14 protein-coding genes are annotated in these 14,101 nt (G+C 63.1%); 7 read left to right on the top strand and 7 right to left on the bottom strand.

All coding sequences use genetic code 11. From position 1 onward, the window contains the following. Positions 1–211 precede the first annotated feature (211 nt). The 3 genes from ACOZKU_RS17225 to ACOZKU_RS17235 all read left to right on the top strand — a co-directional run bounded on the left by ACOZKU_RS17225 (position 212) and on the right by ACOZKU_RS17235 (position 1,962). Positions 212–1,021, top strand: coding sequence for a calcium-binding protein (locus ACOZKU_RS17225; RefSeq protein WP_421579893.1), 810 nt, complete (start codon positions 212–214; stop codon positions 1,019–1,021). 128 nt (positions 1,022–1,149) lie between these two features. Then, positions 1,150–1,437 carry a hypothetical protein gene (locus tag ACOZKU_RS17230; RefSeq protein WP_314093404.1) on the top strand — a complete coding sequence of 96 codons (288 nt, stop codon included), beginning with the start codon at positions 1,150–1,152 and terminating at the stop codon, positions 1,435–1,437. 336 nt (positions 1,438–1,773) lie between these two features. Further along, positions 1,774–1,962, top strand: a complete 189-nt coding sequence (locus ACOZKU_RS17235; RefSeq protein ID WP_421579894.1) for a YegP family protein — start codon at positions 1,774–1,776, stop codon at positions 1,960–1,962. Positions 1,963–2,023: 61 nt separating this feature from the next. On the opposite strand, the gene ACOZKU_RS17240 is transcribed toward ACOZKU_RS17235, so the two are convergent. Further along, the gene (locus ACOZKU_RS17240; RefSeq protein ID WP_421579895.1) at positions 2,024–2,572 is read right to left on the bottom strand and encodes a cupin domain-containing protein; all 549 of its coding nucleotides are present in this window, start codon (positions 2,570–2,572) and stop codon (positions 2,024–2,026) included. A 144-nt stretch (positions 2,573–2,716) separates the two neighbouring features. Here ACOZKU_RS17240 and ACOZKU_RS17245 point away from each other — a divergent pair, with 144 nt between their 5' ends. Together ACOZKU_RS17245 and ACOZKU_RS17250 are read left to right on the top strand one after the other, a co-directional pair. Then, entirely contained in the window at positions 2,717–4,054 is a 1,338-nt protein-coding gene (locus ACOZKU_RS17245; protein WP_421579896.1) for an aspartate aminotransferase family protein, read from the top strand. A 60-nt stretch (positions 4,055–4,114) separates the two neighbouring features. Continuing rightward, a complete protein-coding gene (locus ACOZKU_RS17250) occupies positions 4,115–4,474 on the top strand; it encodes a winged helix-turn-helix domain-containing protein (protein WP_421579897.1) in 360 nt (119 codons plus the stop codon). A 5-nt stretch (positions 4,475–4,479) separates the two neighbouring features. Here the strand turns inward: ACOZKU_RS17250 and modC are convergent, their stop codons facing one another. From modC to ACOZKU_RS17275, 5 genes are all read right to left on the bottom strand, one after another. Further along, complete coding sequence (gene modC, locus ACOZKU_RS17255) at positions 4,480–5,553, bottom strand: molybdenum ABC transporter ATP-binding protein (protein ID WP_421579898.1); 1,074 nt, start codon at positions 5,551–5,553, stop codon at positions 4,480–4,482. Further along, entirely contained in the window at positions 5,550–6,251 is a 702-nt protein-coding gene (gene modB / locus ACOZKU_RS17260) for a molybdate ABC transporter permease subunit (protein ID WP_314093397.1), read from the bottom strand. The genes modC and modB overlap by 4 nt, the downstream gene beginning before the upstream one ends. 261 nt (positions 6,252–6,512) lie before the next feature. After that, positions 6,513–7,286, bottom strand: coding sequence for a molybdate ABC transporter substrate-binding protein (modA, locus tag ACOZKU_RS17265; protein WP_421579899.1), 774 nt, complete (start codon positions 7,284–7,286; stop codon positions 6,513–6,515). A gap of 526 nt (positions 7,287–7,812) precedes the next feature. Further along, positions 7,813–7,959: a DUF1127 domain-containing protein gene (locus ACOZKU_RS17270; protein WP_421579900.1), complete on the bottom strand. Its 147-nt coding sequence runs from the start codon at positions 7,957–7,959 to the stop codon at positions 7,813–7,815. Positions 7,960–8,122: 163 nt separating this feature from the next. Then, complete coding sequence (locus tag ACOZKU_RS17275; protein WP_421579901.1) at positions 8,123–9,259, bottom strand: aminotransferase; 1,137 nt, start codon at positions 9,257–9,259, stop codon at positions 8,123–8,125. Between the two features lie 73 nt (positions 9,260–9,332). On the opposite strand from ACOZKU_RS17275, the gene ACOZKU_RS17280 reads away from it, so the two are divergent. After that, positions 9,333–9,890: a helix-turn-helix domain-containing protein gene (locus ACOZKU_RS17280; RefSeq protein ID WP_421579902.1), complete on the top strand. Its 558-nt coding sequence runs from the start codon at positions 9,333–9,335 to the stop codon at positions 9,888–9,890. Between the two features lie 3 nt (positions 9,891–9,893). On the opposite strand, the gene chrA is transcribed toward ACOZKU_RS17280, so the two are convergent. Then, positions 9,894–11,288 carry a chromate efflux transporter gene (chrA, locus tag ACOZKU_RS17285; protein ID WP_421579903.1) on the bottom strand — a complete coding sequence of 465 codons (1,395 nt, stop codon included), beginning with the start codon at positions 11,286–11,288 and terminating at the stop codon, positions 9,894–9,896. Between the two features lie 281 nt (positions 11,289–11,569). Between chrA and ACOZKU_RS17290 the strand changes: the two genes are divergently transcribed. Next, positions 11,570–14,101, top strand: a 2,532-nt coding sequence (locus ACOZKU_RS17290; RefSeq protein WP_421579904.1) for a GcvT family protein, incomplete at its 3' end; no start/stop codon positions are given.

Raw genomic sequence — 14,101 nt, forward strand, 5'->3', positions numbered from 1 at the left:
GGTCGCTCGCGATGGAAAAACAGAGGGGATTTCAAGGCTTTTCTACTAAGCTATTGAAATCATGTGAGAATCCAGGTTCCCCAGCCAATTCCCCTTCTTCATAGTTTCTGATTTTCGGTTCGCTGCTTCGCTTTGAACAGTGATCTCCGCTGCACGCCCTCTCGACTTTTGGGCGAGTCGATGGTTAATTTCCCGCAAAAGGGAGCGGGATATGGCTACGATTACCGTCGACAAGGCGCTTGGGCTTGATATGCGGGCGATCTCGTTCGAGGGCCTGTTGAATGGATCCGACTATGTGTCGAATTCATCCCTCTATCGCATCTATTACGGTAGCAGTTACTACGAGGAATTTCGCGGGACCGGCTTTCGCTACAATGGGTCCGGTGAGCCGATCGGCGGCACGGTCAACACCTATTTCGTGAGCTTTGAGGGCAAACGTGTGCTGACGCTGGAAGGCGTGAAGATCGCCGCGACCGCCATCTACAAGGCAGCCCTGTCCATTTCCCTCGCCGATGACAACAAGGTCATCGCCACCGCGCTTGGCGGCAACGACACGGTCAAGGGCGGCGGCAAGGCCGACTACATTACCAGTTTCGGCGGGGCGGACAAACTTTACGGCAATGCCGGCAACGACACGCTGATGGGTGGAACGGGAAACGATACGCTGCAAGGCGGCGCCGGGGCGGACAAGCTTTATGGCGGAACCGGTGCCGACACGTTTCTTTTCAAGCTGGCCAGCGAATCGACTCTGACGGTTCGCGATACGGTCTTCGATTTCAGCCGGGCGCAAGGCGACAAGATCGACCTGAAGGCGATCGATGCGAACACAAGGATCGGCGACGACCAGGCTTTCAAATTCATCGGGACCGATGGCTTCCACAAGAAGGCCGGGGAATTGCGCTACACGAAAAGTGGTGGCGATACATTCGTTCACGCCGACACCAACGGCGACGGTACCGCCGATTTCTCGGTCAGGTTCGACGCCCTCATCAACTTCGCGAAGGGCGATTTCATTCTCTAGCCAAGGCGCTCCCGCGACCTTCCCTCCCACGCCGTGGCCCGATGTAATCGCGTGCAGAACATCGCGGCTTGCCTCTCCTTTGCTCGCCGTCTATTTTCCTGATCGGAAAATCAGCAGGGAAATCAATCATGTCGACAGCCAGAAACCTCGTTCTTGCAGCACTCGTCGCGCTTGCCGTCGGCGGCGGAAAGATGGCCTGGGATACCACCCGGGGTGCAGAATGGGAGGTTTCGCCGGATCAGATCGCTCAGGCGAAAGCAGAGGGAAAGATCGGCTTTGAAACGTCGCCCGGTACCGTGGCCATGCTGCCGATCCGCAGCGAGACCGCGGATCTCTTGCCATTTGAATGGGCGCTTTATGGCATTGGCGCCGGAGCCCTTGCCTTTCTGGGCCTTCGGAAAAAGCAGGCGGCATAATCGCGACGGGCGCTGTTCGTTCTGGCAACGCCGCTGACCTCGCCCGCATGGCCAATTGCATGCGGCCCTGGCAGACGCAGTTTGCCCGCAATATTCCCGGACGCAACGCGCGGGCCGAGTTCTGCCTTGCCGAGCCGGAGCATCACCAAGCTCTCTTGCGGCCCGCTCTCAATCGTGGCGGACCGTCCAAGTATTCATTCTTGAGAGATCACAGAGCCTCGGCATGTAATCCAACTAATAAACAAGCATTTTGAACCGCCATGCGCTCTTGTCAGCGCTCCCGGCGGCTGGCAGTTTGCGATTGCCTGATTCACACTTGCACGGAGGCAAAGACCCATGGCGCACAAGTTCGAGATCTACAAGGACAAGGCTGGCGAATTTCGCGTTCGCTTCAAGTACAACAGCGAAGTGATGTTCTCGACGGAAGGGTATTCCTCGAAGGCCAGCGCGCAGAACGCCATCGATTCCATCAAGAAGAACGGCCCCGGCGCGCCCGTCGAAGACACCACGACGTCGCAGGCCTGATCGGTTTTGCCTCTTGAAAAGCCCGCCTCCGGCGGGCTTTTTTTGCATTTCAGGCGAGGCGTCAGAAGGTTGGCGGCGTGCAGGCGCTGATGACCTCGCAAGGCACCGGTCCGACGCAGCGGAAGCGGTGCGGGCGGCGGCTTTCGAAATAATAGGCGTCGCCCGGTCCGAGGATGCGGCGCTCGTCGTCGACGGTCACTTCCAGCCGGCCGGACAGTACGATGCCGCCCTCCTCGCCCTCATGCACCAGAAGCACCTTTCCGGTGTCGGCGCCGGGCTGGTAACATTCCTTCAGGATCTGCAGGCTGCGGCCGAAGGTGTTGTCGCCGATCTGGCGGAAGGAGATCGGCCCCTTGCCGATCTCCACCAGTTCGTCCGCGCGGTAGAACGCCTTCTTGGGACGGTCGGGCTCGAAGGCGAAGAATTCGGCAAGGCCGATGGGAATGCCGTCGAGGATGCGCTTCAGCGCGCCGACGGACGGATTGGAGGCGTTCGATTCGATCAGCGAGATCGTCGAATTGGTCACGCTGGCGCGTTTGGCGAGCTCGCGCTGGGAGAGATTGTGGGCCATGCGCAGGTGGCGCAGCCTGCCCCCGATATCGACCGACATGGCATTTCCTGTTCTAGATGTTCGAAATAGCGAAAACTTTCCTTTTTGCATCCTTTAATTTCAAAGGCTTGACGTCAACCAGAAAAGGACTTGTTCGGCATGGCAAATCATGGCGTCTATCGCGCCAGCCAGAGGAGATCTGCCATGAACGCCCATAACAAACCCAATGCACCGGTGCTCGACAGCTACTGGATGCCCTTTACCGCCAACCGTCAGTTCAAGGCGGCCCCGCGCCTGCTCGCGAGTGCCGAAGGCATGTATTACACCAGCGCCGACGGCCGGAAGGTGCTCGATGGCACCGCAGGCCTGTGGTGCGTCAATGCCGGCCACGGCCGCCGGCAGATCGCGTCTGCCGTCGAGCGCCAGCTGACGCAGATGGATTTCGCGCCCTCCTTCCAGATGGGCCATCCGATCGCCTTCGATTTCGCCGAACGTCTCGCCGAAATCGCCCCCGGTCCGGAGGGTGCCAAGCTCGACCGCGTGTTCTACACCGGCTCCGGCTCCGAATCGGTCGATACCGCACTCAAGATGGCGATCGCCTACCAGCGCTCCATCGGCCAGGGCACGCGCACGCGCCTCATCGGCCGCGAGCGCGGCTATCACGGCGTCGGCTTCGGCGGCATTTCGGTCGGCGGCATTCTCAACAACCGCCGCGTCTTCCCGCAGCTCAACGGTTCCGACCATCTGCGCCACACGCACGACCTCTCCAAGAACGCCTTCGTGAAGGGCATGCCGGAGCACGGCGCCGAGCTTGCCGACGATCTCGAGCGGCTGGTCGCGCTGCATGGCGCCGAGACGATCGCCGCCTGCATCGTGGAACCCGTCGCCGGCTCGACAGGTGTGCTGATCCCGCCGAAAGGCTATCTCGAGAAGCTGCGCGCGATCTGCGACAAGCACGGCATCCTCTTGATCTTCGATGAAGTCATCACCGGCTTCGGCCGCCTGGGTGCTGCCTTCGCGACCGATTATTTCGGCGTGACGCCCGATCTCGTCACCACCGCCAAGGGCCTCACCAACGGCGCGATCCCGATGGGTGCGGTGTTTGCGAGCCGCAAGGTGCACGACGCGCTGATGCATGGCCCGGAAAACGCCATCGAGCTGTTCCACGGCTACACCTATTCCGGCCATCCGGCCGCTTGCGCCGCCGGTATCGCGACGCTCGACATCTACCGCGACGAGGGTCTTCTGAGCCGTGCCGTCGAGCAGCAGGACGACTGGCATGCCGCGATGCACTCGCTGAAGGGCCTGCCGCATGTCATCGACATCCGCACGATCGGCCTGATCGCCGGCATCGAGCTTGCCCCGCGCGACGGCGCTGTCGGCGCGCGCGCCTATGACGTCTTCGTCGATTGCTTCGAAAAGGGCCTGCTGATCCGCGTGACCGGCGATATCATCGCGTTTTCGCCGCCGTTGATCGCCGAGAAGAAGCATTTCGAGGAAATCGTCTCGATCCTCGGCGATGCGCTGAAGCGCGCAGCTTAAACTTCCCACGGCGCAAAACGCTGTTATATCTGGGCCCGTATCCAGTACGGGCCCATTTTCATGTCAGCATCCGGCAAAAGCGAACCGAAACTCATCTTCCGCCTGCAGTTCGACCCGGAGGGACGCATCGGGCGCGGCAAGATCGAGCTTCTCGCGCGTATCAAGGAGACCGGCTCGATTTCCGCCGGCGGCCGGGCGATGGACATGTCCTATCGCCGGGCCTGGCTTCTGGTCGACGAGATGAACCGGCTGTTTCGCGAGCCGGTGGTGGAATCGCAGCGCGGCGGCAAGCAGGGCGGCGGCGCGGTGCTGACACCCTTTGGCGAGGCGCTGATTGCGCATTATCAAGCAATGGAAGAAAAGGCACAGGCCGCACTTGCCGACGAGATCGGCTGGGTCGTCGCCAATCTCGCCGAATAGAAAGCCTATTCTAGAGCAACCGTTTTAATGACGGCATGAACCGGCAGGCCCGGCGTCAAGCCAAGCCGCTCGACCGACCATGCGGTGATGCGGGCGCGCACATGATCGCCGCCGCAGGCGATGCGCAGGCTCGCCATGCCCTCCCCGTCGGGCTCGATCGCCTCCACCGTGCCTTCCAAAATGTTGAGCGCGCTCAAACCCTCCGGGCGCACCGTCGCGACCATGACGTCGCGGGCGGGGATGCGCAGGCGAACCGCGTCCCCCGGAGACACCATGGCGCCCGGCACGAGGATGGCGGCGCCGCCATCGAGGCGGATGGTGGCGAGGCCATGTTCGGCATCGCGCGCCTCAACGCGGCCCGCCAGCACGCTGCCGGCCTCGCGGCGGTCGATGGCGGAAGCCAGATGCGGACCGCCGAGCACATCGGAAACCGGGCCTACGGCTTCGACGCGGCCGCCGGCCATCAGCACCACCCTGTCGGCGAGACGCGCGACCTCCGCGACGGAATGGCTGACATAGACGATGGGAATGCCGGCCTCGTCGCGCAGACGTTCGAGATAGGGCAGGATCTCGGCCTTGCGCTCCTCGTCCAGGGCCGCGAGCGGCTCGTCCATCAGCAGCAGACGCGGGGATGCCAGCAGCGCGCGGCCGATGGCGACGCGCTGCTTCTCGCCGCCCGAGAGGTTCGCCGGTTGGCGATCGAGCAGGTCGCCGATGCCGAGCAGATCGACGACGCGGCCCGGGTTTTCCGAGCGCGCGCCCTTCGGCGAGAACCAGCGGCCGTAATTCAGGTTCTGCCGTACCGTGAGATGCGGGAACAGACGCGCTCCCTGAAAGACATAGCCGAAGCGGCGGCGGTGCGGCGGCACGAACAGGCGGCGGCTGGTATCGACCAGCACGTCGTCGCCGAGTTGCACACGCCCCTCCGACGGCCGCGTCAGGCCGGCGATGATGCGGATAAGCGAGGTCTTGCCCGAGCCGGAGCGACCAAAAAGGGCGGTCACGCCGCCCTCGGCGGTGAAGCCGGCATCCAGCGAGAAATCACCGAGCCGGTGGCGGGCTTCGACCACGAGGCTCATTCGAGGTGCACCTTGCGGCCGAGGCGCTGCGCCAGGATTTCGGAGGCAAGCAGCGCCACCATGGAAATGGCGATGGCGACGAGCGTTAGGCGCAGTGCGCCGGCATCGCCGCCGGGAACCTGGGTGAAGGTATAGATGGCGGAAGACAGCGTCTGCGTTTCGCCGGGAATGTTGGAGACGAAGGTGATGGTGGCGCCGAACTCGCCCATTGCCTTGGCAAAAGCGAGGATCATGCCGGCGAGAATGCCGGGCAGGACAAGCGGCAAGGTGACGGTGAGGAAGACCCAGGCGGGGCTTGCGCCCAGCGTGCCGGCCGCCTCCTCCAGCTTGCGGTCGACGGCCTCGATGGAGAGCCGGATGGAGCGCACCATCAGCGGAAAGCCCATCACGCCGCAGGCGAGTGCCGCGCCCGTCCAGCGGAAGGAGAGCACGATGCCGAACCAGTCGTTGAGGAAGCCACCGACGGGGCCGCGCCGGCCGAACAGGATGAGCAGGATGAAGCCGGTGACGACGGGCGGCAGGATGAGCGGCATGTGCACGATGCCGTTCAGCAAGGATTTGCCCCAGAACCGGCCGCGCGCCAGCGCCAGCGCCACGAGAATGCCGAGCGGCAGGCTGACGAGCACGGCCACCGACGAGACCCGAAGGCTCAACCGGATCGCCGTCCATTCCTCAGCGCTGAGTGCTAGCCAGTCCACGAATGCTCCTTGTTTGCCGCCATAGCGATGGCGCGCCTCTCATCCGGCTTGCCGGCCACCTTCTCCGCGCAAGCGGGGCGAAGGGAATATGCCGCACCGCTTTCCTCAAACAACGCCATTCGTGGGGCATGTCCCCTCTCCCCGCTTGCGGGGAGAGGGTTAGGGTGAGGGGCATTCCGAAGGCAACGACCTATATCGCAAGCGAGAGGTTTCCAGAAACGAAGGCCCAACATAGCAACCGCGGCTGTCGCGAGGCTCGTCTCACTTCAGGATGGAAAAACCCTGCGCGGTGAAGAACGGCGCGGCCTTGTCGGACTTCAGGAAGTCCAGATATGCGGTAGCGGCGGCACTCTTGGATTCCGAGAGGATGGCGACAGGGTAGATGATCGGCGGGTGGCTGTCTTCCGGGAAGGTGCCGACAACGGCGACACCCGGATCGGCGGCGGCATCCGTCTGGTAGACGATGCCGTAGGGCGCTTCACCACGCGAGACGAGCGCAAGCGCCGCACGCACGCTTTCCGCGCCGGCGACCTTGCCTTCGACCGCGGACCAGACGCCGAGCTTTTCCAGCGCCGCTTTGCCGTATTTGCCGGCCGGCACGCTGTCGACCGCGCCCATGGCGAGCTTGCCGTCGCCCACGAGGCCGGCGAGATCGAAGCCGTCCTTGATCTCGACCGCCGAGGCTTTGCCCTTCGGCGCGACGAGCACGATGCGGTTGCCGAGCAGGTTGACGCGGGTGTCGTCCTTGATCAGCTTCTTTTCAGCGACATAGTCCATCCAGGCAAGGTCGGCCGAGATGAAGAGATCGGCGGGTGCTGCCGCCTCGATCTGCTTGGCGAGAGCCGAGCTTGCGGCATAGGAAACGGTCGTCTCGTTGCCGCTGTCCTTCGACCAGGCGGCATTGGCGGCGTCCAGCGCGTTCTTGAGGCTGGCGGCGGCGAAGACGGTGACCTTTTCGGCAGCGGCGGCCGGCAGGGCAAGCGGCAGCGACGCCAAGGCGGCGACGACGAGTTTCAAAATCAGGCGACGATTCATTCCGGCTCTCCCTTTTCCTGCCTTCCCGGCAGCGTGATATCCCATTGAATATATCGGCATTTGCGACATGGCCAGCGCTATATTTTCAAAAATACAGGGAAACAGACTCTGGTGAAAAGCCTGTGATGATTAGGCTGAAAAGGCGGCAATTGCGGATTGGGAAGGAAAGCAGGGTCCAGAAATGGAAAAGCCTGCCGCGGGAGGAGGTGCGGCAGGCTTTCCGATAGAACCGAATGGCGACTGGGAGGAGGAGTGCCGCCATTCCCGCAGTCGGCCCTGGGAGGAGGAGTGGGCCTTCTGCACAATCGAAGCTTCGTGGGAGGAGGTACGTTGCTTCGATAAATATGACTATATCCGATTCTTGATCATTTCATAGGCATCGTTTTGCAATGCAGCTATGCGCTATGCGCGGATCGAATATCTCAACTCGCCGAACCAATCGTGATCGCGGAGAAGTTGTTCGCACATGCAAAAACGCCCACCGGAAGGCGGGCGTTCCAAATTCTGCGGCTTTGCAGCCCGTCGATCAGAAACCGACGGCCGCGCGGGCGACGATCTTGATTTCCGAACGTTCGATACCGAGATCGCGCAGTTCACGCGTGGTCATACGGTCGAGTTCGTTGACGGTCTGACGGTACTTGCGCCAATTGTTGAAGGAGCGTGCCATGTTCATGATGATCCCCTTTCCGGAGGCTCTCTGTTCGGCACCGGTCCGTGGCGCCGCGTCTTTCGATGACCGCTTTATAGCTTTATGCTGCAATGCGGAACAGCGCTGAGATGGCAGAACACCCATGCGATTAGCGCATGGGTGCCGCAAGCCTTCGTTAAGGATGCGTTCAGGCGGCCCGTGCTGCCTGCTCCTGCCTCAGGAAGGCGGAAATCCGCTTGAGCCCCTCGTGCAGCACCGCTTCGCCGTTTGTGTAGCCGATGCGCAGGTGCCCCTCCATATCCATGGCGCTGCCGGGCGTGAGCATCACGCCGGTGGCTTCCAGAAGCTTGGTGCAGAAGGCTTCCGACGTCATCGGCAGGTCGTATTTCAGAAGCGCCGTCGTGCCGGATTTCGGTTTTACCCAGGAAATCAGCGGCTCGCTCTCCACCCAGGCGGCGAGGATGGCGAGGTTCGTGCGGGTGATGGCGTGGCTGCGCGCAAGAATCTTGTCGCGGTGTTCCAGGGCGATCGCCGCGAAATGATCGTCCAGCATGCCGACGCTGATCGTGTTGTAGTCGCGGTGGATGGAGACGGCGTGCAAGAGATCCTTCGGGCCGACGATCCAGCCGAGGCGCAGGCCGGCGAGCGAATAGGTCTTGGACATGCTGCCCGTCGAAATGCCCTTCTCGTAGAGATCGGCAATCGAGGCGGTCATGCCGCCGCCTTCCTGATCCGTGCCGCGATAGACCTCGTCGCAGAGGATCCAGGCGCCGGCAGCGCGGGCGATCTCGACGACCTGAAGCAGGAAGGCGCGATCCATCAGCGAACCGGTCGGATTGTTCGGGTTGTTGAGGCAGATGAGCTTGGTGCCCGGCGTCGCGAGACTGCGAAGCTCTTCCAGGTCCGGCAGGAAACCGTGCTCGGCCGTCAGCTTGAGGATTTGCACGTCGGCGCCGAAACTTTCCGGGATGGAATAATGCTGCTGGTAGGTCGGCAGGACCGAGATGACGCGGTCGCCCGGCTCCACCAGCGTTTCATGCACCAGCGCATTGGCGCCGATCGCGCCATGGGTGACGACGACGTTCTCCATCGCCTGCTTCTCATAGAGGCCGGCGATCAGCCGGCGCAGCCGCTCGCTGCCTTCGATGGCGCCATAGGTCAGTTTCATCGGCAAGAGCTCGGCAAGGATCGCCTCCTTCTTGCCGGCCATATCGAGCAATTCCTCCACCGTCAGCGATTCCACGCAGGTTTCGGCAAGGTTCAGCTCGCAATGGTTCTCATAGCGGTTCATCCAGATCTCGACGCCGAAATCACGTATCTTCATGGCGGGCTCCTTTCGGGTTAGAAGGTGTCATGCGGCGATGCCGATTTTTCAAACAAACGATATGAGCAGTATATTGCACAGTCAAGAACGCAGTGACGTCCTCGCCCACGTATCCGGCAATTTGCGGCGTCTGCGCCAGAAGGCGGGCCTCAGCCAGGCCGCCCTTGCCGAGGCCTCCGGCATCAGCCGGCGCATGATCGTGGCGGTCGAGGGGGGCGATGCGAATATCAGCCTGTCGAGCCTCGACAAGCTCGCCGCCGCCATCGGCGTCGGCTTCGTCGATCTGGTGCGCGACCCGGCCCGCCCGCCGTCATCGGAAATCAACGAGGTGACGTGGCGCGGCGCAAACGAGGAGAGCGCCGCCGTTCTGCTCGGCTCCGCGCCCGCGACGACCGAGGCGCAGATGTGGCACTGGTCGCTCGGCCCGGGCGAGCGCTACGACGCCGAGCCGGACCCGGCCGGGTGGCACGAGATGATCTTCGTCACCGAGGGCACGCTGCGGCTGGAGCTGTCCGGCACCGCGAAGGATTTTCCGACGGGCAGCTTTGCCGTCTATGCCACCGACCAGCGCTATTCCTATCTCAATGCCGGCGACGGCGTGGTGCGGTTCGTGCGCAATGTGGTGGTCTAAGATCTAAAGAAGTGTCCAGAGCATGCCGGCCAGCGCCGAGAGGCCGAGGACCGGCAGCACGGAAATCTTGAACCGGAAAAGCGCGACGGCGGCGGCCACGGCCAGCAGCGCCGAGGGCAGGATAATCGTGGCCGGCACCGGCAGTTCGAGGCGAAGCGGCCCAGCGGCAAGCACCGTCACCTCGGCAAACAGCGTGTGCACGGCAAACCAGACCGCCAGATTGAGGATAACGCCGACGACGGCGGCGGTGATTGCCGAAAGCGCCCCGGACAGCGCGGCATTGCCGCGCAGCCGCTCGATGAAGGGCGCGCCGAGGAAAATCCACAGGAAGCAGGGCACGAAGGTGACCCAGGTGGTGAGGATCGCCGCCAGCGTCGCTGCCGTCATGGGGCTGAGGCTGCCGGGATCGCGGTAGGCGCCGAGGAAGCCGACGAATTGCAGCACCATGATCAGCGGTCCCGGCGTGGTCTCGGCCATGCCGAGGCCGTCGAGCATTTCGCCGGGCTTCAGCCAGCCATAGTGCTGCACCGCCTCCTGCGCGACATAGGCAAGCACCGCATAGGCGCCACCGAAGGTGACGACCGCCATCTTGCTGAAGAAGATGCCGATCTGCGCGAACACGCTGTTGCCACCGGCGACGAACCAGATGACCGCGACCGGCAGCAGCCAAAGACAGAGCAGCGTGCTCGAGATTTTCAGGGACCAGCCGAGCCCGGGCCGCGCATGGGCGGGCATCGCCTCGCCGAGCAGCGAATCGCGATCCTGCAAGATCGCGCCCTTGCCCGCCGCATGGCCGGCAGCGGTGCGAAACAGGCGCGAGCCGGATTTCGAGCCGAGATAGCCGATGAGGCCGGCCAGAAGGACGATGAGCGGGAACGGCACCTTGAACGCGAAGATGGCGAGGAAGGCGACTGCGGCAATGGCGAGCATCGCCGGATTGGTGAGCGCCCGGCTGCCGATGCGGAACACCGCCTGCACGACGATGGCGAGCACCGCCGCCTTCAGCCCGAAGAACAGGCCCTCCACCACGCTCGCATCGCCGAAGATGACATAGACATAGCTCAGCGCGAGGATCGACAGGAAGCCGGGCAGGACGAAGAGCAGGCCGGCGACGAGGCCGCCCAGCGTTTTGTGCATCAGCCAGCCGATATAGACGGCAAGCTGCTGCGCCTCCGGGCCCGGCAGCAGCATGCAATAGTTGAGCGCATGGAGGAAACGGCCCTCGCCAATCCAGCGTTTCTCGTCGACGACGATGCGGTGCATGACCGCGATCTGCCCCGCCGGTCCGCCGAAACTCAACGCCGCCACCCGCGCCCACACCTTGAGCGCCTCGCCGAAGGAGACCCCATGGGCCGGTTGGGGAGAAACCTGATCAGCCTGCGCCGCCGTATCGTCCACCAATTCCCCCCTCTTGCCGATGCGCCCAGCGCTCTATCCCGCCGATATATAGCAAATGTGACAGGCGATGCCCGGCATGGGCTTCCAAAGTCACAGTGCCACGCGCAAAACGCATCTCACGAAAGCCGTTGCGCAGGCAGGACGATCCGCTAGGGTCGGCTCGCCGGACAGGGGCCGGACAGGGCACTGTCGGAACTGGTCGCAGCCCCGTCGCAGACAGGCTTTAATGGCGCAAACACAGGCCCTAAGATCGGCCGCAATATTTCATCGGGGTCCAGCACATGGCAGAGTTTCCGCAAAAGGCGAAGGTCGTCATCATCGGTTTGGGTGGTATCGTCGGCGCGTCCATCGCCCATCATCTCATCGAGCGCGGATGGGACGATATCGTAGGCATCGACAAGTCGGGCATTCCGACCGACATCGGTTCGACGGCGCATGCCTCGGACTTCTGCTACACGACGAGCCACGACTATCTCTCGGTCTGGACCACCCAGTACTCGATCGATTTCTACGAGAAGATGGGCCACTACGCCCGCATCGGCGGCCTGGAAGTCGCCCGCACCGGCGACGATACCTGGATGGAGGAGATCAAGCGCAAGCTCTCCTCCGCCAAGGCGTTCGGCACGCGCGCCCACTATGTCTCTCCGTCCGAAATCAAGCAGATGTTCCCGCTGATCGAGGAAGATCAGGTCATGGGCGGCTTGTTCGATCCGGATGCCGGCCTTGTCGTTCCGCGTTCTCAGACGGTTGCCGGCAAGCTGGTCGATGCCGCCGAGAAGTCCGGCAAGCTGCAGGTCTATGGCAACACGCCGGCTCAGTCGTTGATCGTCGAGGGCGGCCGCATCAAGGGCGTCGTCACCCATCGCGGCACGATCATGGCGGACCACGTCATCGTCTGCGCCGGCATCTGGGGCCGCCTGATCGCCGAAATGGTCGGTGAGGATCTTCCCGTCATGCCGGTCGACCATCCGCTGACCTTCTTCGGCCCGTACAACGAGTTCGAAGGCACCGGCAAGGAAATCGGCTTCCCGCTGCTGCGCGACCAGGGCAACTCCGCCTATATGCGCGATACGGGCGACCCGAAGACCACCGAGGGCGGCCAGATCGAGTGGGGCTATTACGAGCAGACCAATCCGCGCCTCTGCCACCCCCGCGACATTCTCGAAAAGCATGAGGCGCGCCTCTCGCCCTCGCAGCGCGACCTCGACATGGAGCAGATCCTCGAGCCGCTCGAAAAGGCCATGGAACTGACGCCGATCCTCGGCGAACTCGGCTATAACGAAGGCCATTCGTTCAACGGCCTCCTGCAGGTTTCCGCCGCCGGCGGCCCGTCCTGCGGCGAGAGCCAGAAGGTGCGCGGCCTGTGGTATTGCGTCGCCATCTGGGTCAAGGACGGCCCCGGCTACGGCAAGCTCATCGCCGACTGGATGACGGATGGCCGCACCGAGATCGACCACAACTCGATCGACTATTCACGCTTCTACCCGCACCAGCTGACGGAAGAGTTCATCGAGGGCCGCTCCTACGAGGCCGCTCAGAAAATCTACTTCCCGGCCGTGCACAATCGCGAACCCTATGCCTCGGGCCGTGGCGCCAAGCGCTCGCCCTTCCACGAGCGCGAAAAGGAACTCGGCGGCTACTTCATGGAACTCGGCGGCTGGGAGCGTGCGCATGGCTACGCCGCCAACGAGCACCTCCTGGAAAAATACGGCGACCGCGTGCCGGTGCGTGAAAACGAATGGGACAGCCGCCATTTCTGGCGCGTTTCCAACGCCGAGCACCTGGCGCTCAGCGAGGACGTCGGCATCATCAACCTCTCGCACTTCCACATGGTGGATATCGAAGGGCCCGACCATGTCGAGCTCTTGGAATGGCTCTGCGCCGCAAAGATCGGCGGCGACGGCAATATCGGCAAGGGCATCTACACCCACTTCCTCGACGACGAGGGCATGGTGCGTGCCGACTTCACGGTCTTCCGCATGGCCGACCGCTGCCGCCTCGTCAACGGCGCCGATGCCGGCCCGCGCGACTTCCATTACATGAAGCGCGTTGCCGAAGACCGTGGGCTGGACGTCACCATCACCGACACGTCGGAAAAATACATCACCATCGGCATCTGGGGCCCGAATGCCCGCGAGAACCTGAAGAAGGTCGTCGCGGATCCTGCCGGCCTGGATCAAGAGAACTTCGCCTTCGCCGCGATCAAGCAGATCGAGATCGCCGGCAAGTCCGTGACCGCCTTCCGCATCTCCTATGTCGGCGAGCAGGGCTGGGAACTGCACATGAAGTACGAGGACGGCCTCGCCGTCTGGGATGCCCTGCGCTCCACCGGCGCGATGGCCGTCGGCGTCGAGACCTATGCCAACTCGCGCCGCATGGAAAAGAGCCTGCGTCTGCAGAACGCCGACCTGCTCACCCAGTACAATCTGATCGAGGCCGACCTTGCCCGTCCGAAGGTCAAGGAAGCCGATTTCCGCGGCAAGGCCAAGCATCTGGAATACAAGGCCAGGCCCCACCAGCCCGCCATGCTGTGCACGCTGGTCATGACCGAGAACACGGACAGGAACGGCGTGAAGCGCTACCCGCTCGGCAACCTGCCGGTGATGGACCCGGAAACCGGCGAGGTCCTCATCGACGATCTCGGCCGCCGCTCCTACACGACCTCGATCGCCTTCGGCCCGACCATCGGTAAGAACATCGCGCTGGCCTACCTGCCGCACGCCTACTGCCAAGAAGGCCGCAAGCTCAACATCTCGTATTTCGACGAGATCTACCCGGTCGAAGTGGTCAGCATCGGCTACAAGCCGCTCTAC

This window comes from Shinella sp. M31 (assembly GCF_049199205.1).
GTDB lineage: Bacteria > Pseudomonadota > Alphaproteobacteria > Rhizobiales > Rhizobiaceae > Shinella.